Source organism: Azotobacter chroococcum, assembly GCF_004339665.1.
Classification (GTDB): Bacteria; Pseudomonadota; Gammaproteobacteria; order Pseudomonadales; family Pseudomonadaceae; genus Azotobacter; species Azotobacter chroococcum.
In genome coordinates this window covers 119,001-139,780 of sequence record NZ_SMMU01000009.1, presented here as the reverse complement: position 1 = coordinate 139,780, position 20,780 = coordinate 119,001, and the positions used below count along the sequence as shown (strand labels likewise).

Genomic DNA, 20,780 nt, shown 5'->3' with positions numbered 1-20,780 from the left:
AGCAGACTCCAGGGCTCTGTTCTGGACTTTGCTTTTGCTGCAGTGCGGACCCGCGAGCGGGCAGGCGGGATGATCTTCGGCGGGACGCATGTGCAATCCTTCCGGCCCCCTTGAAAAGGAGGCCGGCGAGATTCATGGCGCCGGAGGAGCGGCCAGGGGATGCTTGCTTACATCAGCGGAACCACCCCCTCCTCGCCGGGCTTGAAGTCGGCGAAGAAGGCCTGGACCTGCTCTGGCCTGACTTCGGCGAGGGTCGGCGGGTTCCAGCGCGGGGACTTGTCCTTGTCGACCAGCAGCGCCCGCACGCCTTCCATGATGTCGCCCTGGGCGAACCACTGGCGGTCCAGGTGCAGTTCCAGGGCGAAGCAGTCGTCGAGGGACAGGTGGCGGCCGCGCTGCAGCAGCTCGAGCGTCACGCAGAGCGACAGCGGCGAGCGGCTGTCCAGCAGGCGGACGGTTTCCTCGGCCCAGGCGCGGTATTCCGGGCGGTGCTCGGCGAGCAGCGAGGCGCGGATGGTCGGGATGTCCGCCAGGGAGAAGTGGGTTTCGATGGCCGGGTGCAGCTTCTTGAGCTCCGCGCCCGGCAGGTGGCGCTTGCCGAAGGCGGCCAGCAGGTTGCCGAGCGCCTGGCGCGGGTGCTTGTCCCAGGCCAGCTCGTCGAGACTGCGTTCCAGTTCGGCGAAGCCCTCGCTCGGCAGGTACCAGTCGGCCAGACCTGCATAGAGCGCGTCGGCAGGCGAGAGATGCACGCCGGTGACGCCCAGGTAGAGGCCCAGGGCATCGGGCAGGCGGGACAGGAAGTAGCTGCTGCCGACGTCCGGGAAGTAGCCGATGCCGACTTCCGGCATGCCCACCCGGGTCCGTTCGCTGATCACCCGCAGCATGCTGCCCTGGACCAGGCCCAGACCGCCGCCGAGGACGAGGCCATCCATCAGGGCCAGCACCGGCTTAGGGTAGCAGTGCAGATAGTAGTCGAGGGCGTATTCCCGCTCGAAGAAGGTTATGTGGCGGCCGTCCTCGGCGCGGAAGCTGTCGTACAGCGCACGGATGTCGCCGCCGGCGCAGAAGGCCTTGTCGCCGGCGCCGCGCAGCACCACGGCGAGGATCGTCGGGTCCGCCGCCCAGGCCTCGAGCTGGCGATGCAGGGCGCAGACCATGGGCAGGGTGAGGGTGTTGAGGCTGTCCGGGCGGTTCAGGGTCAGGTGGCCGATGCGGTTGCTCTCCGTAACCAGTACGGGGCAGTCGGAAAGGTGCGTCATGGGTGATTGTCCTTGTTGTAGAGGTGGATAATGGCGGAGAAGTCCAGGGCCTCATGGCCCTGGGCGACGAAAACCTGGTAGAGCTGCTGGGCGAGGGCGCCGAGGAACACCGGCTGGCCGATCTGGCGGGCGGCCTCGCTGGCCAGGCCGAGATCCTTGAGCATCAGGTCGCTGCGAAAGCCGCCGCGGTAGCCGCGCGCGGCAGGGACGTCGTCCAGCACGCCGGGAAAGGGGTTGTAGGTGTCGGTGCTCCAGCAGCGGCCGCTCGAGCTGTTGATCACCCCGGCCAGCACCCCGGCGTCCATGCCCAGCGCCACGCCCAGGCTCATGGCCTCGGCGGCGCCGATCATCGAGATGCCAAGCAGCAGGTTGTTGGCGACCTTGGCCACCTGGCCGTTGCCGGCGTCGCCGCAGTGGACGATGTTCCTGCCCATGGCGGCGAGGATCGGCCGGGCGCGTTCGAAATCCTCCGCGGCGCCGCCGACCATGAAGGTCAGACTGCCGGCCGCGGCGCCCGCCGTGCCGCCGGAAACCGGCGCATCGAGCATGGGATTGCCATGCGCCCGGGCGGCGGCGGCGACTTCGCGGGCACTCAGCGGGTCGATGGTGGAGCTGTCGATCAGCAGGAGGCTGGGGCGGACCTGGTCGAGCAGGCCGCCTTCGCCCAGGTAGACCGCCTTCACATGGGCGGCGGCGGGCAGCATGGTGATGATCAGCTCGGCCTCGCTGCGCGCCACGGCGGCGGGTGAGTCGCAGGCGCTCGCACCGGCTTCGGCCAGGGCAGCGACGGCCGCTGCGGAAAGATCGCAGACGCTCAGCCGGTGACCGGCCTTGAGCAGGTTGCGCGCCATCGGCGCCCCCATGTTGCCGAGTCCGATGAAACCGATGTGCATGACGATTTCCTCCGCGGCTCACTTGAGGGCGGTAGTGGCGTTCAGCGGGCTACCGAGTCGATCTCCGTCGCACCGGCGCGGAGCGACGAGGTGTTCGCGGGTCGGCTGCTGGTGCTTGAGGAGGGTAGGCGCGTGGGCAGCGATCGGTGCCCTGCGACGGGTACGGAGGGTTGCACTCGACTTCGAGCCGGTGACGAAGGATTCGCGAATCAGGATTTCCTGGGTAGCCGGGTCGACTGCAGTGCGCCACTGTTCGCTGGCGGAGTCGACGAAACAGCCATCGATCAGCAGCCTGACGCGGGTAATGGCGCCTTGCTCGCTCATGGGGAACCCCCGATCTTCTTGTTCTCGTCCGACGCCGGAACGGACTCTGTCTAGGAGGCTAGCAGTGGGATGCCATCGGTGCCATTGGCGGTATTGCTAATTGCGTCGGCGTGGAAATCGTCCAGCCCTGCGCGGATTGTGCGGTATCGCGGGGGCGAATTACCGGCCGAGGTCAATGAGTGTGCGATGTCCGCCCGCTTCAGTCGATCTTCGCTCCGGCGGCGATCCAGGCGCCGATCAGTTCGCGTTCTTCCACTGTCATTCCGGTGAGGTTGCCGAGCGGCATGAGCTGGCTGGCCACCGTCTGGGCGTGGATCTTCGGCGCCAGGGCGCGGATCTGCTCGGGACTGTCGAGCATCACCCCGCCCGGCGCGCTGGCGAACAGCGGGCTGCTCGGCCGGGCGGAGTGGCAGGCCGTGCAGCGTTCCTCGATCACCGCGGCGACCCGGGCGAACTGGCCGGCCGGCACGCTGGCGGCGGCCGGCGCGGGCGTCTGCCGCGGCGCGCTGACGAAGGCCAGGCAGAGCAGCCCCAGGGCCGCGGCCGGCAGCGCCCAGGCGAAGCGCTGGCTCCGGTGCCGGGTGTTGAAGTAGTGGCGCACCAGCACCGAGAGCGCCGAGAGGGCGGCGAGGATCGCCCAGTTCCACGGACTGCCGTAGGTGCTGGGGAAGTGGTTGCTGATCATGATGAACAGCACCGGCAGGGTCAGGTAGTTGTTGTGCCGCGAGCGCAGCAGGCCTTTGGCCGGCAGGCGCGGGTCCGGCGCGCGGCCTTCCTCGATGGCCCGCACCAGGTCGCGCTGCGCCGGCATGATGATGCGGAACACGTTGCCGACCATCAGGGTGCCGATCAGCGCGCCGATGTGGATGTAGGCGGCGCGGCCGCCGAATACCTGGCTGTAGCCCCAGGCGGCGAGGACGATCAATACGAACAGCGTGCCGCCGAGCAGCGCCGGGCGCCTGCCCAATGGCGAGTCGCATAGACGGTCGTAGACTAGCCAGCCGGCGATCAGCGAACCGAAGCCCAGAGCCACCGCCGCCGCCGGCGGCAGCGCGCTGCCGGGGGCGAGCAGATAGAGGCCCGGGTTCAGGTAGTAGACCGCGGTGAGCAGGGCGATACCGGACAGCCAGGTGCTGTAGGCCTCCCACTTGAACCAGTGGAGCTTCTCGGGCATGCGCGGCGGGGCCAGCTTGTACTTCTCCAGATGGTAGATGCCGCCGCCGTGGATCGCCCAGAGATCGCCGGCGAGTCCTTCGCGGGGCGTGCGCCGGTCTAGGTTGTTCTCCAGCCAGACGAAATAGAAGGAGGCGCCGATCCAGGCGATGCCGACGATCATGTGAATCCAGCGGATGGCGAGGTTCAGCCATTCGGTCAGGTGTGCTTCCACGCAGGATACCTCTGGTCCGCGCCAGCGGACCTTGTCTGTCACGGATGGCGCAGGAGCAGCCGCTCGTCTTCGCCGAAGAAATGCTCGTCGCAGTTGGCGCCGGTGCCGCTGCGGTCGATCACCAGGAATTCGTCGTCGTCCGTCAGCGCCAGCACCGGGTGGTGCCAGACGCCGCGCTGGTAGTTGATTCCCTGGCGGCCGTTGCCGAGGAAGGCGCGGACCTGTTCCGGGCGCGGGGCGTCGCCCGGCGGGGCGACCACGATCAGGAAGGGGTTGCCGCGCAGCGGCACGAACGCCTGGCTGCCCAGCGGGTGGCGCTCCAGCATGCGGATGGTCAGCGGCATCGGCAGCGTGCGGGCGACGAAGATGCTGACGATGGCCCGGTCCTCCGGCGCGCTGGTCTGCACCTGGGCGAGGGCGTGATAGCGGCGGGTCGAGCCGTTGTTGATCATGAAATAGTCGCTGCCTTCGGTCTCGATCACCTCGCCGAAGGGAGCGAAGGCGGCCTTGCTCAGGGGTTCGATGCTCAGGGTGCGCATAGGCTGGGCTCTCAATAAAAAATGGCGGCTTCAAATCCGCCGGCTATCTGGCCAGCCGGCCGAACAGCCGCAGGCGGCTGACGCCGCCGTCGGGGAAGACGTTCAGGCGCACGTGGGTGATTGGCCCGAGCGGCCTGATCTGCTCGACGAACTCGTGCTCCTGGTGCATCGAGAGCTTCTGGCTGGGCAACAACTCGCGCCAGAACAGGCTCTGGGTTTCGATCTGGCTGTCGGTACCGCCCTTGACGAAGGCCGCCTGGATCGAGCAACTGTCCGGGTAGTTGCCCTTGAAGTGCAGGGTGTCGACGACGATCCGCTCGATCTCGCCGGGATGGCCGAGGGCGACGATCACCCAGTCGTTGCCCGGCGTGCGCCGCCGCGCGGTTTCCCAGCCGTCGCCCATGTTCACCCCGCGTCCCGGATTGAGCAGGTTGCCCATGCGCCCGAAATGCTCGTCGGAGCAGGCCAGGGCGCGCCCGCCATTGAGCGCGGCGGCCAGGTCGAGCGGCTCGTCGGCGCCGACCGCGCTCCAGTCGCGGTGCGGGATGCCGTAGACGCGCAGGCGCGCCACGCCGCCGTCCGGGTAGATGTTGAAGCGCAGGTGGCTCCAGGGACGCGGGTCGGCGACGCTGTGGAAGTGGTGGCTGTTGCCCTCGAGTTCGACCGCCGGCAGCACCTCGACCCATTCGGTGTGCTCGTCGGGATCGCCTTCGGCGAGGAAGCAGGCTTCCAGCGAGGCGGACGGCGGATAGTTGCCGGTGAAATGGCGGGTGTCGATGTCCACGCCCTTGATCGAGCCGGGCACGCCGAGGCGCAGCACCGCGTGGTCGTAGCCCTCGAAGCGCTTGCGCCGCGACTCCCAGCCGTCCATCCACTTGCCGTTGTCGTCGTAGACGCCTTCCTTCCACTCGGGCTCGGTGGGCTGGAGCATCCGCTCGACCGGCGCGAACCAATCGTCGGTGACGTAGAGGGCGCGGGTGCCGAGGCGGGCGTCGGCGAGGTTCAGGTATTTCTCGAAGGGCGCAGCGTAGTTCTTCATGTGTAGTCCTTACATCGCCTGCAGGCGGAACAGGGCGATCTTGTCGATTTCGGCCAGGGCGCGGGCGAATTCCTGCTCGGGCGTGTGGTTCAGGCGTTCCTCGAAGGCGGCGAGGATCCGCTGCCGGTCGCTGCCCTTCACCGCCATGATGAAGACGAAGCCGAAGCGCGCCTGGTAGGCGGCATTGAGGCGCTCGAAGCGCTCGAACTCCTCGGGCGTGCAGTCCTGGATGCCGGCGCCGGCCTGCTCGGCCGTGCTGGCCGCGCTCAGCTCGCCGCGCACCGCGGCCTTGCCGGCCAGGTCCGGGTGGGCCTGGATCAGCGCCAGCTGCGCTTCGCGGGGCGCAGAGCGGACGACCTGCGCCAGGCGCGCGTGCAGGCGCTCGATGGCGTCGTCTTCCTGGCCGGTTCCCCGGTCGAAGACGGTTTCGGCGATCCACGGCGAATGCTCGTAGACGCCGCCGAAGGTTTCGACGAACGCCTCGCGGGACAGGGCCGAGGGCTTTACGGTGGCGAAGGCGGTCATTGGCCGGCTCCCGGGAAGGGGTGGGTGGTGTGCCAGTGGCGGGCGATGTCGACGCGCCGGGCGAACCAGACCTTGTCATGGCCCTTCACGTAGTCGACGAAGCGCTGCAGGGCGGCGAAGCGCGCCGGGCGGCCGAGCAGGCGGCAGTGCATGCCGATCGAGAGCATCTTCGGCGCGCCGGCCTCGCCCTCGGCGTAGAGCACGTCGAAAGCGTCCTTGAGGTAGGTGAAGAAGTCGTCGCCGCTGTTGAAGCCCTGCACCTGGGTGAAGCGCATGTCGTTGGTGTCCAGGGTGTAGGGGATCACCAGGTGCGGCCTGTCCGCGGTGGAGGCCGGGTCCCAGTAGGGCAGGTCGTCGTCGTAGGCGTCCGAGTCGTAGAGAAAGCCGCCTTCCTCGCGCACCAGCCGGCGGGTATTGGGGCCGAGGCGCCCGGTGTACCAGCCGAGCGGGCGCTCGCCGGCGATCCGGGTGAGGATATCGATGGCCCGGTCCAGATGCGCCTTCTCCTCGGCTTCGTCCATGTACTGGTAGTCGATCCAGCGGTAGCCGTGGCTGCAGATCTCGTGGCCGTCGGCGGCCATCGTCCTGATGACCTCGGGATGACGCTCGGCGGCCATGGCCACGGCAAAGATGGTGAGCGGAATGCCCTCGCGGCGAAACAGCTCGAGCAGGCGCCAGACCCCGGCGCGGCTGCCGTATTCGTAGAGCGACTCCATGCACAGGTTGCGCACGCCCGGCAGCGGCTGGGCGGCGACCATCTCGGAGAGGAAGGCCTCGGACTCCTGGTCGCCGTGGAGGATGCAGCGCTCGCCGCCTTCCTCGTAGTTGAGCACGAAGGACAGGGCGATGCGCGCCTCGCCGGGCCAGTGCGGGTGGGGCGGGTTGCCGGCGTAGCCGATCAGGTCGCGGGGGTAGGGGCTGGTCACGGGACTCTCCTGTCGGCGGGTGTCTGGGCTTGAAACTATCGGGACAAGGGTATCTCCTGCAAATCTACCGCTCATCCGGACGCAGGAGGAAGGGGCCGCCGGCTCCGCAGTACCCATGGCCAGACTGACCACCCACGTGCTCGACACCACCCACGGCTGCCCCGGCGCGGGCATCGCCATCGACCTCTACCGCCTCGACGGCGAACAGCGGCAGTTGCTGGCCCGGGCCGTGACCAACGCCGACGGGCGCTGCGACGCGCCGCTGCTGGAGGGCGAGGCGTTTCGCGCCGGCGTCTACGAGCTGCACTTTCATGCCGGCGACTACTACCGCCGCCGCGGGCTGAGCCTGGCCGAGCCGGCCTTTCTCGACGTGGTGGTGCTGCGCGTCGGGCTGGGCGGCGAGGGGCACTACCACGTGCCGCTGCTGGTGTCGCCCTACGGGTATTCCACCTACCGCGGCAGTTAGAGCCGCCTTGTCGTGGGGCACTCTCGACTGGAGTGCCCTCGGTGGTACTGCGCAACCTCCACGGCCGCACCGAGCCGCTGGTCGACGACCTGGCCTGCCTGGCGCTGGCCGAGCAGGGCGAGTACCTGTGCGGCAGCTGCAATCCCTTGCGCGTCTCCGGCGACTGCAGTTCCTGCCAGGAGCCGATTGATGGTCTGCGGCGCGTCACGCCAGGTGGCGTTGGGTGAGTAGCGGACGCTGGCGTCGGATTGAATCAATTCAGAACGATGATCCTGGAAACCAAATCTGCGCTGTTCTTTGCCGTTAGCTTCTTCATCAGGCGCGCCCGATGTACCTCCACGGTCCGGTGGGAAATTCCCAGCTTGCGGCCGATCTCCTTGCAGGTAAGGCCGTTGACGATGTACGCCGAGATTTCCCGTTCGCGAGGCGTCAGGTTCACTGTCGCGCGGATGGAGCGGTCGATGCGCTCGAAGTGCCAGACCATCAGCCGGAAGGGTTCCTCGGGCGTCAGCGTGTAGCCATCGGCGTGCGCCCAGAAGACTTTGCCGTCGCACTGCTGCATGAATCGTTCGTCGGAGTAGGAGCGACTCTTGCGCAGCCAGCTCAGGCAACGCTCGCCAATCGCCTGGTAGTCGGCGCGCGAGGGATAGAGCCGCAGGATCAGCTGGCCAAGCAGTTCCTGACGCTCATAGCCGAACAGGCGTTGGAACGCTTCGTTGAAGTCGAGTATCCGGCGATTTGCGGTGATCACCTGCGGCGCTGGCGAAACCCGGAACGCCAGGCTGGCCAGATCGCCAGGTTCGGACGTATGTGCTGCCATACCTTGTCCTTCATGTTGCCTTCAAGTACAGCCTAAACGACCTGATCCGCCCGGCCACCAATACTCACGCCTGTACGTAGTTGCACGCATATCGGGCATGCCAATCGTGCGCCATCGTAAGTCCAGCACACCGACAGCGCCGCTGTGTACCGGTCGGTGTCGCTACAAGACCTCATGGTTTTCGGTCCTCATAACAACAACGGGAGACCGTGGCGAAAGCCGCCTTCTCGGCCGAGCCGCCGTCAACCGGGCAACAACAGAGGCAATTCAAATGATCACGGATTCGGTATCCATCGTGGCTAGCGGCCATACTCGCTTCGGCAGGCTGGAAGGCCAGACGCTCGAAGATCTGATCGTCGAGGCGACACGCGAGGCGCTGGAGGAGGCCGCCGTAGAAGCGGCCGAGATCGATGCGGTGTTCCTCGGCCATTTCAACTCGGGAATGGTGACGGATGGCTTCCCGGCCTCGCTGGTATTGCAGGCGGACTCGGCACTGCGTTTCAAGCCGGCCAGCCGTTGCGAAAATGCCTGCGCCTCGGGGTCTGCGGCGATCCGGGCCGGGATCGAGGCGATCCGCTCGGGCGCTGCCGAACTGGTACTGGTGGTCGGTGCGGAAAAGATGACGTCCAACTCCACCAGCGCCGTCACCCGTGCCCTGGCTGGCGCCGGCTACCAGAATGATCCCCAGGAGGCCGCCTTGAGCTTCCCGCAGCAGTTCGGCATGGCCGCCCGGCAATATGGGGAGCGCTACCGGGACCCGCTGGGAGCGATGGCAGCCATAGCGGTGAAGAACCATGGCAATGCCATGAGCAACCCGCTGGCGCAGATGCACAGGGAGATGAGCCTCGAACACTGCAACACGGTGTCCGAGAGCAACCCGCTGATCGCGCCGCCACTGCGCCTGAGCGATTGTTCGCTGATCTCCGACGGCGCTGCGGCAATCGTGCTGGCCTCGGCGAAGCGGGCCAGGCAGTTCCGCCGCAGCGTGGCCATCCGCGCCATGGCTCAGGTCAACGACTTCCTGCCCCTCTCGAGGCGGGACTTCCTGGCCTTCGAAGGCCCGCAGCGGGCGATCCGGTCCGCCCTGGAGCAGGCCGGGGTGACCCTTGCCGACCTGCACTTCGCCGAGGTGCATGACTGCTTCACCATCGCCGAGCTGATGATCTACGAGGCCATGGGGCTGGCACCGAAAGGCGAGGGATTCCGCGCGCTGGAGGATGGCACGGTACTGGCCGACGGGCGTCTGCCGGTGAACCTCTCCGGAGGCCTCAAGGCCAAGGGCCATCCGGTGGGCGCGACCGGGGTGTCGATGCACGCCATGGCGTTCCGCCAGCTCACCGGCAATCCCATGGGCATCGCCCTGCAGCAGCCAGAATTCGGCCTGGTGTTCAACATGGGCGGCATGGCGGTGGCGAATTACGCCAGCGTGCTGCAAGCGGAGAGGGCCTGACCATGAACCTCGCCAACTGGCTGAACGATGCCGCGCGCCACTGGCCCGAGCGGCCGGCCCTGTACGAAGGCGAGCGGCTGGTCGCGAACTACCGGACGTTCGCGGCCAGCGCCGGTGCCCTGGCAACGGCGCTGCGCGATGACTACGACATCGCGCCGGGAGAGCACGTCGCGCTGTTCATGAGGAACTGCTGCGAGTACCTGGAGCTGCTCCACGCCATCTGGTGGGCCGGCGCGGTAGCGGTACCGATCAACTGCAAGCTGCATCGCAGCGAGGCTGCCTGGATCGCCGACGACGCTCAAGCCCGGCTGATCTTCACCGACGACGGAAGCCTGTTCGCCGAAGGCGAACTGCCCGCGCAATGCCGGGAGCTGGCCGGCCGCGGAAGCATGATCGAGCGACTGAAGCAGGCCGCCCCTCTATTGGCAGGTCCCATCCGGCGTAGCCCGGACGACCTCGCCTGGCTGTTCTATACCTCCGGCACCACGGGGCGCTCCAAGGGTGTGATGCTTTCCCACGGCAACCTGACTGCGATGTCCCTCTGCTATCCGGTCGATGTCGATCCGGTCAGCGCGGACGACGCTTGCGTCTATGCCGCGCCCATGTCCCATGGGGCGGGGTTGTACAACTTCATCCATGTTCGCTGCGGAGCCCGGCACGTGATTCCCGCCTCACGCGGCTTCGATGCCGCCGAGCTGTTCGGATTGGCCAGGAGGCTGGGGCAGCTGACCCTGTTCGCGGCACCGACCATGGTCAAGCGCATGGTCGAAGAGGCGCGGCGCCAGGGTTATGGCGGCGACGGCATCAAGTCCATCGTCTACGGCGGTGCACCCATGTATCTGGCCGATCTGCAGGAGGCGGTGGCGACCTTCGGCCCGCGGCTGATCCAGATCTACGGCCAGGGCGAAAGTCCGATGACGATCACGGCGCTCTCCCGCGAGCTGATCGCCGACCGAGCGCGGTCGGACTGGCAGCGGCTGGCGTTCTCGGTCGGCTATGCGCAGTCGTGCGTCGAGGTCTGCGTGGTGGATGGATCGCGTCATCCACTGCCACCAGGCCAGCCCGGCGAGGTTGTCGTGCGCGGTCCCAGCGTAATGCAGGGCTATTGGCGCAACGAGGCGGCAACCGGCGCGACGCTGGTGGACGGCTGGTTATATACCGGCGACATCGGTTACCTGGACCAGGATGGGTTGCTGACTCTCACCGACCGCTCCAAGGACGTGATCATCTCCGGGGGCAGCAATATCTATCCCCGCGAAGTGGAGGAGGTGCTGGCGCTGCATCCGGCGATCTCCGAAGTTTCGGTGGTCGGCGAGCCGGACCCGGAATGGGGAGAACGCGTGGTGGCCTTCGTCGTCCTCCGTCCGGGTGAGCAGGTGAGCGCGCAGGCTCTCAACGCCTGGTTCGTCGAGCGCATGGCATCGTTCAAGAAGCCCAAACGCTACCTGTTCAGCCAGGAGCTGCCGAAGAACAGCTACGGCAAGACTCTCAAGAGCGAACTGCGCCGCTGCCTATGACTCGCGCCGGTGCACCGAGCGCCCGGCGGCGAAGGTTTCCTTAACTGCCCGGTCGTCGCCGAGGATCGTCAGGGCGAACAGCTTCTCCTCAAGGCTGCGCGCCTGCTTCAGACGGCGGGCGAGCAGCGGCGTGGCGCGGTAGTCGAGGACCACGAAGTCGGCGTCCTTGCCCGGTTGCAGGTTGCCGATCTGTTCGTCCAGGTAGAGCGCCCGGGCGCCGCCGAGGGTGGCCAGGTACAGCGCCTTGAACGGATCGAGCTGCTGGCCCTGCAGCTGCAGCACCTTGTAGGCCTCGTTGAGGCTCTGCAGTTGGGAGAAGCTGGTGCCGCCGCCGACGTCGGTGCCCAGGCCGACGCGCACGCCGTGGCCTTCCAGTCTGGCCAGGTCGAACAGGCCGCTGCCGAGGAACAGGTTGGAGGTCGGGCAGAAAGCCACCGCCGAGCCGCTCTCGCCGAGCCGCCGGCACTCGTCGTCGCAGAGGTGGATGCCGTGGGCGAACACCGAGCGGGCGCCAAGCAGGCGATAATGGTCGTAGACGTCCAGGTAGTGCTTGCGCTCGGGGAACAGCTCCTTGACCCAGTCGATCTCCGCACGGTTCTCGGAGAGGTGGGTGTGCAGGTAGAGGCCGGGGTATTCGCGCAGCAGCCGGCCGGCCAGCTCCAGCTGCTCGGGCGTGCTGGTCGGCGCGAAGCGCGGGGTGACGGCATAGTGCAGGCGGCCCTTGCCATGCCAGCGCTCGATCAGCGTCTTGCTCTCGTCGTAGCCGGAGGCGGCGTCGTCGCGCAGGTAGTCCGGGGCGTTGCGGTCCATCAGCACCTTGCCGGCGATCATCCGCAGGTCGAGCCGGCTCGCCTCCTCGAAGAAGGCGTCCACCGACTGCGGGTGCACGGTGGCGAACACCAGCGCGGTGGTGGTGCCGTTGCGCAGGAGTTCTTCGAGGAAGAAGCGCGCCTGGGCGCGGGCATGCTCCGGGTCGACGAAGCGGCCTTCGGCGGGGAAGGTGTAGGTCTCCAGCCATTCCAGCAGCTGGGTGCCGTAGGAGGCGATCACGTCCACCTGGGGGTAGTGGATGTGGGTGTCGACGAAGCCGGGGACGATCAGTGCGTCATGGTACTCGACCACCTCGACCCCGGCCGGCAGGGTCGGCAGCAGGCTGGCGGCATCGCCGATCTGCGCCACCTTGCCGTCCTCGACCAGCAGCAGGCCGTCTTCGAAGTACTGGTACGACTGCTCGATGCCCACCTCGCGGGGATCGGCGAGGCAGTGGAGCAGGGCGGCGCGGTGGGCGTGCATCGGACGGTCCTTCATGTGTTGAGTCGGTCCCGACAAGGTAGGAGCCAGCTGGCTGGCGATCAGTTTGTAGGGTGGACAACGCCGCAGGCTTGTCCACCATGGTGGATGGCTTCGGCCATCCACCCTACCTACTTTCAGGCCGGGGTGCGCCGCGAGGCCGGCAGCAGCTTGGCGATGCGCTCGCCGCCCTGGCTTTGCTCGCCGAAACGGGCGTTGTAGGTGGCGATCACCTCGCCGGCGATGGAAATGGCGATCTCCAGCGGCAGCTTGCCCTTCACCTCGGGCAGGCCCAGCGGGCAGCGCATGCGCTGCACCGTCTCGGCGGCCAGGCCGCGTTCGTGCAGACGGTGCTCGAAGCGGGCGCGTTTGCTCTTCGAGCCGATCAGCCCGAAGTAGACGAAATCATTGCGTTTGAGGATGGCCTCGGCGAGCTGCAGGTCGAGCTGGTGATCGTGGGTCATGACGATGAAGTAGCTGCCGGCGGGCATCCGCTCGACCTCCTCGAGCACCTCGTCGTTGACCACCTGTTCCGCCCCGGCGGGTAGCGGGACGGGAAACTCCTCCTCGCGCGAATCGATCCAGCGCAGCCGGCATGGCAGGCCGGCGAGCAGCGGGGCCAGGGCGCGGCCGACGTGGCCGGCGCCGAACAGGGCGATGCGCGCCTGCGGCTGGCCCAGCGGCTCGAACAGCAGCACGGTGGCGCCGCCGCAGCACTGGCCGAGGCTGGCGCCGAGGGCGAAGCGCTCCAGGCGCGCGGCGCGGCTGCGGCTTTCCAGCATCTCGCGGGCGATCTGCATGGCCTTGAATTCCAGGTGCCCGCCACCGATGGTGTCGTGCAGCCGCTCGCGCTCGACCACCATCTTCGCCCCGGCGTTGCGCGGCGTGGAGCCCTGTTCCTCGACGATGGTCACCAGCACGCAGGGCTCGCCGCGGCGCTGCAGGTCGGCGAGGGCGTCGATCCAGGTCATGTTGCTCATGCGTGGCTCCCCGATTCGTAGGGCGGATGCAACCCGCCATTGGGAGTTGCGCCTTGACCCTGTCCGGCGAGTTGCACCCACCCTACGTCCTGGTGCAGCTTTTTCATCTGTTCCACGCCCCAGAGCACCCGCTCCGGGGTCGCCGGGGCGTCGATGGCGGGCTGCAGGCGGTAGTCGGCGAGGCTGGCCACGGCGTCCTTGATCGCGCACCACACCGAGATGCCGAGCATGAACGGCGGCTCGCCGACGGCCTTGGAGTGGAACACCGTGTCCTCCGGGTTGCGGCGGTTCTCCACCAGCTTGACCCGCAGGTCGGCCGGCACGTCGGCGACCGTGGGGATCTTGTAGCTGGCCGGCCCGGTGGTGAGCAGCCGGCCCTGGTCGTCCCAGACCAGCTCCTCGCTGGTCAGCCAGCCCATGCCCTGGACAAAACCGCCCTCGACCTGGCCGATGTCGATGGCCGGGTTCAGCGAGGCGCCGACGTCGTGGAGGATGTCGGCGCGCAGCAGGCGGTACTCGCCGGTCAGGGTGTCGACCAGCACCTCGGCGCAGGCCATGCCGAAGGCGTAGTAGTAGAACGGCCGGCCGCGCGCCTGGGTGCGGTCGTAGTAGATCTTCGGCGTGCGGTAGAAGCCGGTGCTGGAGAGCGACACCTGGCCGACGTAGGCCGCCTGGATCAGCTCCTCGAAGCTCAGGTAGCGGTCGCGGATGCGCACCTGGCCGTTCCTGAACTGCACATCTTCCTCGCCGACCTGCCAGTGCCGGGCGGCGAATTCGACCAGGCGCTGCTTGATGGTCTGCGCCGCCTCCTTGGCCGCCTTGCCGTTCAGGTCGGCGCCGCTGGAGGCGGCGGTGGGCGAGGTGTTGGGCACCTTGCCGGTGTTCGCCGGGCTGATCTGGATGCGCGCGATGTCCACCTGGAACACCTCGGCGACCACCTGGGCGACCTTGGTGTTGAGGCCCTGGCCCATCTCGGTGCCGCCGTGGTTGAGGTGGATGCTGCCGTCGGTGTAGACGTGCAGTAGCGCGCCGGCCTGGTTGAGAAAGCTCGAGGTGAAGCTGATGCCGAACTTCACCGGGGTCAGCGCCAGGCCCTTCTTGAGCACCGGGCTCTGCGCGTTGAAGGCGCGGATTTCCTCGCGGCGCGCGGCGTAGGCGCAGCTTTCCTCCAGCTCGGCGGTCATCTCCTCGAGCAGGTTGTGCTCCACCGTCTGGTGATAGTGGGTGACGTTGCGCTCGGTCTTGCCGTAGTAGTTGAGCTTGCGCACCGCCAGCGGGTCCTTGCCGAGGTGGCGGGCGATGGCGTCCATGATCTCCTCGATGGCGAGCATCCCCTGCGGGCCGCCGAAGCCGCGAAAGGCAGTGTTCGAGGCGAGGTTGGTCTTGCAGCGGTGGCCGTCGATCAGCGCCTCGCCCAGGTAATAGGCGTTGTCGGCGTGGAACATGGCGCGGTCGACGATGGCCCCGGAGAGGTCCGGTGAATAGCCGCAGTTGGCCGCCAGCTGGATGTGCACGCCGTGCAGGCGGCCGTCATCGTCGAAGCCGACCTCGTACTCCACCTGGAAGGGGTGGCGTTTGCCGGTGATGCGCATGTCCTCGCTGCGCGGCAGGCGCATCTTGGTCGGCCGCCCGGTGAGGCGGGCGATCACCGCGCACAGGCAGGCCGGCGCTGCGGCCTGGGTCTCCTTGCCGCCGAAGCCGCCGCCCATGCGGCGCATGTCCACCTCCACCTTGTTCATCGGCACGCCGAGCACCTCGGCGACCAGCTTCTGCACCTCGGTGGGGTGCTGGGTCGAGCTGTGGACCAGCATGCCGCCGTCCTCGGTGGGCAGCACCGCGGCGATCTGCGTCTCCAGGTAGAAATGCTCCTGGCCGCCGATCCGCAGGCTGCCGGCGAGGCGATGGGGGGCGCTGGCCAGCGCCGCGACCGCGTCGCCGCGCCGGTGGCTGTGGCTGTCGAGGACGAACTGCTGGCGGCGCAGGGCCTCGTCCACCGTCAGCACCGGCTCCAGGTCCTCGTATTCGATGATTGCCGCCAGCGCCGCGCGGCGGGCGTTCTCCAGGCTGTCGGCGGCCACCGCCAGCACCGGCTGGCCGAGGTACTGCACGATGCCGTCGGCGAGCAGCGGGTCGCCGGGAAACACCGGGCCGATGTCCAGCTTGCCGGGCACGTCGGCGCTGGTGATGGCGATGGCCACGCCGGGGATGGCGTAACAGGGTGCGGTGTCGATCCTGAGGATGCGTGCGTGGGCGCGTTCGGAGAGGCGCGCGTAGACGTGCAGCTGGTTGGGGAACTCCAGGCGGTCGTCGACGTAGAGCGCCTCGCCGGTCACGTGCTTGGCCGCGCTCTCGTGCCTGACGCTGCGGCCGACGCCGGTGACCAGCTCCGCGCGGAACAGCGCGGCGAGTTCTTCCTGGGTATGAGGTGTGAGGTCAGACATGATCGGTCACCCGGGTCGGCAGTGCCGGCGTGTGCAGTTCGAGGAAGGCCTTGCGCAGCAGGTTCTGCGCGGCGAGCAGGCGGTACTCGCGGCTAGCGCGGAAATCGCTGAGCGGCGCGAAGTCGCCGGCCAGCGCCGTGCAGGCGCGCTCGATGGCAGCGGCATCGAACGGCTGGCCGCGCAGCGCCTGCTCGCAGGCCACGGCGCGCCTGGGCGTCGCCGCCATGCCGCCGAAGGCGATGCGCGCCTCGCGCACTTGGCCGTCCTCGATCGCGAGATTGAAGGCGGCGCAGACCGCCGAGATGTCGTCGTCCAGGCGCTTGGACAGCTTGTAGGCGCGAAACGCCTGGCCGGGACGGGCGCGCGGCACGAGGATCTTCTCGATGAACTCGCCCGGCTCCAGGGCAGTGACCTTGTAGTCGAGGAAGAAGTCCTCCAGCGCGAGCGTGCGGGTGGCCTCGCCCTTGCGCAGCAGCAGGCGGGTGCCGAGGGCGATCAGCAGCGGCGGCGCGTCGCCGATCGGCGAGGCGTTGCCGATGTTGCCGCCCAGGGTGCCCTGGTTGCGGATCTGCAGGGAGGCGAAGCGCGCGAGCAGGGCGCCGAAGTCCGGGTACTCGGCGGCCAGCGCGGCGTAGCAGTCGGTGAGCGGCGTGGCGGCGCCGATCTCGAGGGTATCGCTGCCCAGCGTCACCCGCTTCAGCTCCTCGATGCGGCCGAGGTGGATGCTCAGCGGCAGGGCGCGGTGCTGCTGGGTCACCTCCAGCGCGAGATCGGTGCCGCCAGCGAACAGCCGCGCCTCGGGGTGGGCCGCATAGAGCGCGGCCAGCTCGGCGACGCTGGCCGGCAGCAGGCAGCGTTTGTCGCCGTCAGTCAGTTCGGTGGCGTCCCGGGCGATGGCCTTGAGCGCAGCGATGATCTCGGCCTCGGCGGCATCGAACTGGTCCGGCTCTGGAGCGCTGCAGGCCTGCTCGGCGGCGGCGAGGATCGGCCGGTAGCCGGTGCAGCGGCAGAGGTTGCCGGCTAGGGCTGCGCAGGCCTGTTCCCGGTCGGGGTTGTCGGCGTTCTTCTGCAGGGCGAACAGCGACATGACCACGCCGGGCGTGCAGAAGCCGCACTGCGAGGCGTGCTGGTCGACCATCGCCTGCTGCACGGCGTGCAGCTGCCCGTCGTGCCTGAGATCTTCCACCGTGAGCAGCTGCTTGCCGTGCAGGGCGGCGACGAAGGTCAGGCAGGCGTTGAGGCTGCGGTAGCGCAGGCGCTCCCGGCCGCCCTCGCCGACCAGTTCGCCGACCACCACGGTGCAGGCGCCGCAGTCGCCGGAGGCGCAACCCTCCTTGGTGCCGGTCTTGTGCCGGTGCTCGCGCAGGTAGCGGAGCACCGTGAGGTTCGGGTCGAGGGTGCGCTCGCTGCGCAGTTCGCGGTTGAGGAGAAACTGGATCACTGCATCCTCCGGAGATTCGACGGTGCCGCGCGTAGGGTGAAAAACTCGCGCAGCGATTTTCCACCATGACCGCGCCGCCGGTGGGAAAGGCCTGTAACCAATTCAGACCAAGCGAGCATCCAGGCTGTTCTGGGCCAGGCGTTCGGCCTGCTCGCAGGTCATGCCGAGGCTTTCCTGCAGGGCGGCGAAGTTCTCCGTGACGTAGCCGCCGAAATAGGCCGGGTCGTCGGAGTTCACCGTCACCTTCACGCCCATTTCCAGCAGCCTGAGGATGTTGTGCTCGGCCATGTCCTTGAACACGCAGAGCTTGACGTTGGACAGCGGGCAGACGGTCAGCGGGATCTGCTCGTCGATCAGCCGCTCCAGCAGCCTGGGGTCCTCCGCGGCGCGCACGCCGTGGTCGATGCGCTTGACCTTGAGCAGGTCGAGGGCTTCCCAGATGTATTCCGGCGGGCCTTCCTCGCCGGCATGGGCGACGGTGGCGAAGCCCTCGGCGCGGGCGCGGTCGAACACCTGGCGGAACTTGCGCGGCGGGTGGCCCTTTTCCGAGCTGTCCAGGCCCACGGCGATGAAGGCGTGGCGGAAGGGCAGGGCCTGGTCGAGGGTCTTGTGCGCCTCCTCCTCGGAGAGGTGGCGCAGGAAGCTGAGGATCAGCCCGCTGCTGATGCCGAGCTGCTTGCGGCCATCCTCCAGCGCCTGGCCGATGCCGCTGAGCACCGCCTCGAAGGGAATGCCGCGGTCGGTGTGGGTCTGCGGATCGAAGAAGGGTTCGGTGTGGACGACGTTCTGTTCCTTGCACTTCTGCAGGTAGGCCCAGGTCAGGTCGTAGAAGTCCTGTTCGGTGCGCAGCACGTCGGCGCCCCGGTAGTAGAGGTCGAGGAATTCCTGCAGGTTGTGGAAGGCGTAGGCCTTGCGCAGGCTTTCCACGTTGGGCCAGGGCAGGACGACCTTGTTGCGTTCGGCGAGGGCGAACAGCAGTTCCGGCTCCAGCGAGCCTTCCAGATGCAGATGCAGTTCGGCTTTGGGCAGGGCATTGAGCCAGGCGTACATGGGGGCGGCCTCTTGTCGTCGGGGGCAGGCGGGCAGGGTCCTTGGAATGGCCCTGCGCGTGATGACTAGCTTGCCTCTTGTCGCGGTGCCCCGCCACTGCCGCGAGGGCAGTGGGCGGGCACGGCGATCCGACGAAGGCGATCCTGCGGATTGTCGCACAGGCCGTTGGTGGGAAGATGTGCAGACGGCACCGGGCGTTGCCGTCGTCGTCGACGGCGATGTGCTGGGTGGCCTTTCGCTTTTGGGCTTCTGAAAAGCAGATCGGCTTCGGGCGCTTCGTAACGGACTACGCGACTTTTGCCTACCGGGCGGATGTCTTCGTTGCATGGGGTGGTTTCGATGGGGGCGACTGAAGCAGTAGGGTGGATGGCCGAAGCCATCCACCATGGCGGACAAGCCTGCGGCGTTGTCCTCCCTACGCAAGCGCCGCCTCTCAGGGCGCCGGGTTGGGCTGCTCGGTATGGATGCGCTCGATGCCGGCCAGCAGCTCGTCGCTCGGCTTCAGCTCCAGGCTGGCGATGTTGCTGTCCAGCTGTTCCAGGGTGGTGGCGCCGATGATGTTGCTGGTGAGGAACGGCCGGCTGGTGACGTAGGCCAGGGCCAGTTGCGCCGGATCGACGCCGTGCTCGCGGGCCAGGGCGATGTAGGCGCTGGCGGCGCGGCGCGCCTGCGGGCTGTTGTAGCGCTGGAAGCGCTCGAACAGGGTCAGCCGCGCCTTGGGCGGCTGGGCGCCGTTCTCGTACTTGCCGGAGAGCAGGCCGAAGGCCAGCGGCGAGTAGGCGAGCAGGCCGACCTGTTCGCGGATGGCGATTTCCGCCAGGCCCACCTCGAAGCTGCGGTTGAGCAGGTTGTAGGGGTTCTGGATCGACACCGCCCGCGGCCAGCCGCGGGTCTCCGCCAGGTGCAGGAAGCGGTGCACGCCCCACGGCGTCTCGTTGGACAGGCCGATATGGCGGATCTTGCCGCTCTTCACCAGGCCGTCCAGGGCCTCCAGGGTCTCCTCGATCGGCGTGATGTGGGCGTCCGGGTCGTGCCGGTAGCCGAGCTGGCCGAAGAAGTTGGTCTGCCGGTCCGGCCAGTGCAACTGGTAGAGGTCGATGTAGTCGGTCTGCAGGCGCGCGAGGCTGGCGTCCACGGCGGCGGTCAGGTTGGCCCGGTCGAAATGGTTGCGGCCGCCGCGGATGTGGGTGATGCCGTTGCCGGGCGGCGCCGCCTTGGTGGCGAGGATCCAGTCGCCGCGCCCACCGTGGCGCCTGAAGTAGTTGCCGATGATGGTCTCGGTGGCGCCGGCGGTTTCCGCCTTCGGCGGCACCGGGTACATCTCGGCGGTGTCGATGAAGTTGATCCCGGCCGCCTGGGCGCGGCGGATCTGCTCGAAGCCTTCGGCCTCGCTGTTCTGCTCGCCCCAGGTCATGCTGCCGAGCGCCAGCGCGCTGACCTGGAGATCGGTTCTGCCGAGTGGGCGATAAATCATCGCAGATTTCCTTTGCTGAAATGGGTGGAAGGGCAGAGTACTCCATGTGGCGGCCTGTCGCGGATCGGCGGGCGCCGGACCTGCAACAGCCTTCGGCGGCCAGCGCCTTCTAGGCCGCCGGGCGGGCGCGGAAGGCCGCGCCGAATGCACCTATGGTTAATGGGCGCGAGCGTTCTGTCTCCAGTGTTGGCAATGCGCTATGGCCGAGTCATATGCCTGCGGGGGAGAGATGCATGACTTTTATCGCGACGGTCAGCATGGGGGACTGCGTCATACTGGCCGCCGATCGCGCCACCTTCTATGTCGGTGCCGGAATTTCCATTCCGTCGCTGTATGTGCAACGGAAGATCGCCAGGAACAGGCATGGCTATATCACTGCCGCGGGCTTCGTCGAACTCATCCGGCCGGTAAAGGATCGTTTTGTGGCGGAGGGCCCCGAGAGCGTAGAGGCGGTCATGCAAATCATCGCAGACGAGCAGGAGCGCTTCAGGCGGCGGAATTACCTGAAGGCAGTCGTCGAGTCCCGGGTAAAAAGCTGCTCATGGATACTCACTCTTCCGGTAAGCCTCGAAGAAAAGTCCATCCTGGCGGCCGTATACGATTATGCGAGCGATGGATTGCTCGCCCTTGCCAAGGGGCATTCGATATTCAACTACCCGTCCGATGTGGCCGAGCATGAAAAACGGCACGTTGAATCCATGGCGGCCGAATTCAGCTTCGGATGGCGGGGTGAAGGCACATCTCTCCAGGATATTCGCCATAACATGTACCTGATCCTGTCGATTGCCGGATACCTGAGAGGACGTGGCCGTTGTCTGACGCCCCAGATCGACTTTGCCGTACATGCCGTCGGCTGGCGGAAGGAAGTCGATTCCGGCCTGTTCCTGGAAAAAGGCCTGTCGTCGTGCTGAGCGGACGGCATCGAAGCCTTCATGCCCGGATAGCGAGGCTGTAAAGAA

General features: G+C 67.6%; 20 protein-coding genes. 5 read left to right on the top strand and 15 right to left on the bottom strand.

Annotation, left to right across the window (positions count from 1 at the left end; translation table 11 throughout):
• Positions 1–167: 167 nt before the first annotated feature.
• The 8 genes from EV691_RS10455 to puuE all read right to left on the bottom strand — a co-directional run bounded on the left by EV691_RS10455 (position 168) and on the right by puuE (position 6,892).
• Positions 168–1,259: an enoyl-CoA hydratase/isomerase family protein gene (locus EV691_RS10455; protein ID WP_131302858.1), complete on the bottom strand. Its 1,092-nt coding sequence runs from the start codon at positions 1,257–1,259 to the stop codon at positions 168–170.
• Positions 1,256–2,152 carry a 3-hydroxyisobutyrate dehydrogenase gene (gene mmsB / locus EV691_RS10450; RefSeq protein ID WP_131302860.1) on the bottom strand — a complete coding sequence of 299 codons (897 nt, stop codon included), beginning with the start codon at positions 2,150–2,152 and terminating at the stop codon, positions 1,256–1,258. Before mmsB ends, EV691_RS10455 begins: the two co-directional genes overlap by 4 nt.
• A gap of 18 nt (positions 2,153–2,170) precedes the next feature.
• The gene (locus EV691_RS10445; RefSeq protein WP_131302862.1) at positions 2,171–2,476 is read right to left on the bottom strand and encodes a hypothetical protein; all 306 of its coding nucleotides are present in this window, start codon (positions 2,474–2,476) and stop codon (positions 2,171–2,173) included.
• Positions 2,477–2,675: 199 nt separating this feature from the next.
• Complete coding sequence (locus EV691_RS10440; protein ID WP_131302864.1) at positions 2,676–3,863, bottom strand: urate hydroxylase PuuD; 1,188 nt, start codon at positions 3,861–3,863, stop codon at positions 2,676–2,678.
• A gap of 38 nt (positions 3,864–3,901) precedes the next feature.
• Positions 3,902–4,402, bottom strand: a complete 501-nt coding sequence (locus tag EV691_RS10435; RefSeq protein ID WP_131302866.1) for an ureidoglycolate lyase — start codon at positions 4,400–4,402, stop codon at positions 3,902–3,904.
• 43 nt (positions 4,403–4,445) lie between these two features.
• Entirely contained in the window at positions 4,446–5,441 is a 996-nt protein-coding gene (gene alc / locus EV691_RS10430) for an allantoicase (RefSeq protein WP_131302868.1), read from the bottom strand.
• Positions 5,442–5,450: 9 nt separating this feature from the next.
• Positions 5,451–5,966 carry a 2-oxo-4-hydroxy-4-carboxy-5-ureidoimidazoline decarboxylase gene (gene uraD / locus EV691_RS10425; RefSeq protein WP_131302870.1) on the bottom strand — a complete coding sequence of 172 codons (516 nt, stop codon included), beginning with the start codon at positions 5,964–5,966 and terminating at the stop codon, positions 5,451–5,453.
• Positions 5,963–6,892, bottom strand: a complete 930-nt coding sequence (gene puuE, locus EV691_RS10420) for an allantoinase PuuE (protein ID WP_131302871.1) — start codon at positions 6,890–6,892, stop codon at positions 5,963–5,965. Before puuE ends, uraD begins: the two co-directional genes overlap by 4 nt.
• Before the next feature lie 115 nt (positions 6,893–7,007).
• On the opposite strand from puuE, the gene uraH reads away from it, so the two are divergent.
• Together uraH and EV691_RS10410 are read left to right on the top strand one after the other, a co-directional pair.
• Positions 7,008–7,358, top strand: coding sequence for a hydroxyisourate hydrolase (gene uraH, locus EV691_RS10415; protein WP_131302873.1), 351 nt, complete (start codon positions 7,008–7,010; stop codon positions 7,356–7,358).
• A gap of 41 nt (positions 7,359–7,399) precedes the next feature.
• Positions 7,400–7,585, top strand: coding sequence for a hypothetical protein (locus EV691_RS10410; RefSeq protein ID WP_131302875.1), 186 nt, complete (start codon positions 7,400–7,402; stop codon positions 7,583–7,585).
• A 26-nt stretch (positions 7,586–7,611) separates the two neighbouring features.
• Here the strand turns inward: EV691_RS10410 and EV691_RS10405 are convergent, their stop codons facing one another.
• Positions 7,612–8,178 (bottom strand): LuxR C-terminal-related transcriptional regulator, encoded by a 567-nt coding sequence (locus tag EV691_RS10405; protein WP_131302877.1) that lies wholly within the window; start codon positions 8,176–8,178, stop codon positions 7,612–7,614.
• Positions 8,179–8,449: 271 nt separating this feature from the next.
• Here EV691_RS10405 and EV691_RS10395 point away from each other — a divergent pair, with 271 nt between their 5' ends.
• Positions 8,450–9,628 carry an acetyl-CoA acetyltransferase gene (locus EV691_RS10395; protein ID WP_131302879.1) on the top strand — a complete coding sequence of 393 codons (1,179 nt, stop codon included), beginning with the start codon at positions 8,450–8,452 and terminating at the stop codon, positions 9,626–9,628.
• A 2-nt stretch (positions 9,629–9,630) separates the two neighbouring features.
• A complete protein-coding gene (locus EV691_RS10390; protein ID WP_131302880.1) occupies positions 9,631–11,145 on the top strand; it encodes a class I adenylate-forming enzyme family protein in 1,515 nt (504 codons plus the stop codon).
• Here the strand turns inward: EV691_RS10390 and guaD are convergent.
• The 6 genes from guaD to EV691_RS10355 all read right to left on the bottom strand — a co-directional run bounded on the left by guaD (position 11,140) and on the right by EV691_RS10355 (position 19,821).
• Complete coding sequence (gene guaD / locus EV691_RS10385; protein ID WP_131302882.1) at positions 11,140–12,438, bottom strand: guanine deaminase; 1,299 nt, start codon at positions 12,436–12,438, stop codon at positions 11,140–11,142. The genes EV691_RS10390 and guaD overlap by 6 nt on opposite strands.
• A gap of 134 nt (positions 12,439–12,572) precedes the next feature.
• Entirely contained in the window at positions 12,573–13,415 is an 843-nt protein-coding gene (xdhC, locus tag EV691_RS10380; protein WP_131302884.1) for a xanthine dehydrogenase accessory protein XdhC, read from the bottom strand.
• Entirely contained in the window at positions 13,412–15,856 is a 2,445-nt protein-coding gene (gene xdhB / locus EV691_RS10375; protein WP_242672689.1) for a xanthine dehydrogenase molybdopterin binding subunit, read from the bottom strand. Before xdhB ends, xdhC begins: the two co-directional genes overlap by 4 nt.
• Positions 15,849–17,297 carry a xanthine dehydrogenase small subunit gene (xdhA, locus tag EV691_RS10370; protein WP_131302886.1) on the bottom strand — a complete coding sequence of 483 codons (1,449 nt, stop codon included), beginning with the start codon at positions 17,295–17,297 and terminating at the stop codon, positions 15,849–15,851. Before xdhA ends, xdhB begins: the two co-directional genes overlap by 8 nt.
• Before the next feature lie 102 nt (positions 17,298–17,399).
• Positions 17,400–18,347 carry an adenosine deaminase gene (locus EV691_RS10365; protein ID WP_131302888.1) on the bottom strand — a complete coding sequence of 316 codons (948 nt, stop codon included), beginning with the start codon at positions 18,345–18,347 and terminating at the stop codon, positions 17,400–17,402.
• A 433-nt stretch (positions 18,348–18,780) separates the two neighbouring features.
• The gene (locus tag EV691_RS10355; RefSeq protein WP_131302890.1) at positions 18,781–19,821 is read right to left on the bottom strand and encodes an NADP(H)-dependent aldo-keto reductase; all 1,041 of its coding nucleotides are present in this window, start codon (positions 19,819–19,821) and stop codon (positions 18,781–18,783) included.
• A gap of 233 nt (positions 19,822–20,054) precedes the next feature.
• Between EV691_RS10355 and EV691_RS10350 the strand changes: the two genes are divergently transcribed.
• Positions 20,055–20,732, top strand: coding sequence for a hypothetical protein (locus tag EV691_RS10350; RefSeq protein WP_242672690.1), 678 nt, complete (start codon positions 20,055–20,057; stop codon positions 20,730–20,732).
• The last annotated feature ends 48 nt before the right edge of the window (positions 20,733–20,780 follow it).

Bases quoted from the DNA above. Each gene is read 5' to 3' on its own strand.
- EV691_RS10455 (WP_131302858.1), bottom strand. From the start codon at position 1,259: ATGACGCACCTTTCCGACTGCCCCGTACTGGTTACGGAGAGCAACCGC.
- mmsB (WP_131302860.1), bottom strand. From the start codon at position 2,152: ATGCACATCGGTTTCATCGGACTCGGCAACATGGGGGCGCCGATGGCG.
- EV691_RS10445 (WP_131302862.1), bottom strand. From the start codon at position 2,476: ATGAGCGAGCAAGGCGCCATTACCCGCGTCAGGCTGCTGATCGATGGC.
- EV691_RS10435 (WP_131302866.1), bottom strand. From the start codon at position 4,402: ATGCGCACCCTGAGCATCGAACCCCTGAGCAAGGCCGCCTTCGCTCCC.
- alc (WP_131302868.1), bottom strand. From the start codon at position 5,441: ATGAAGAACTACGCTGCGCCCTTCGAGAAATACCTGAACCTCGCCGAC.
- uraD (WP_131302870.1), bottom strand. From the start codon at position 5,966: ATGACCGCCTTCGCCACCGTAAAGCCCTCGGCCCTGTCCCGCGAGGCG.
- uraH (WP_131302873.1), top strand. From the start codon at position 7,008: ATGGCCAGACTGACCACCCACGTGCTCGACACCACCCACGGCTGCCCC.
- EV691_RS10405 (WP_131302877.1), bottom strand. From the start codon at position 8,178: ATGGCAGCACATACGTCCGAACCTGGCGATCTGGCCAGCCTGGCGTTC.
- EV691_RS10395 (WP_131302879.1), top strand. From the start codon at position 8,450: ATGATCACGGATTCGGTATCCATCGTGGCTAGCGGCCATACTCGCTTC.
- EV691_RS10390 (WP_131302880.1), top strand. From the start codon at position 9,631: ATGAACCTCGCCAACTGGCTGAACGATGCCGCGCGCCACTGGCCCGAG.
- guaD (WP_131302882.1), bottom strand. From the start codon at position 12,438: ATGCACGCCCACCGCGCCGCCCTGCTCCACTGCCTCGCCGATCCCCGC.
- xdhC (WP_131302884.1), bottom strand. From the start codon at position 13,415: ATGAGCAACATGACCTGGATCGACGCCCTCGCCGACCTGCAGCGCCGC.
- xdhB (WP_242672689.1), bottom strand. From the start codon at position 15,856: ATGTCTGACCTCACACCTCATACCCAGGAAGAACTCGCCGCGCTGTTC.
- EV691_RS10365 (WP_131302888.1), bottom strand. From the start codon at position 18,347: ATGTACGCCTGGCTCAATGCCCTGCCCAAAGCCGAACTGCATCTGCAT.
- EV691_RS10355 (WP_131302890.1), bottom strand. From the start codon at position 19,821: ATGATTTATCGCCCACTCGGCAGAACCGATCTCCAGGTCAGCGCGCTG.
- EV691_RS10350 (WP_242672690.1), top strand. From the start codon at position 20,055: ATGACTTTTATCGCGACGGTCAGCATGGGGGACTGCGTCATACTGGCC.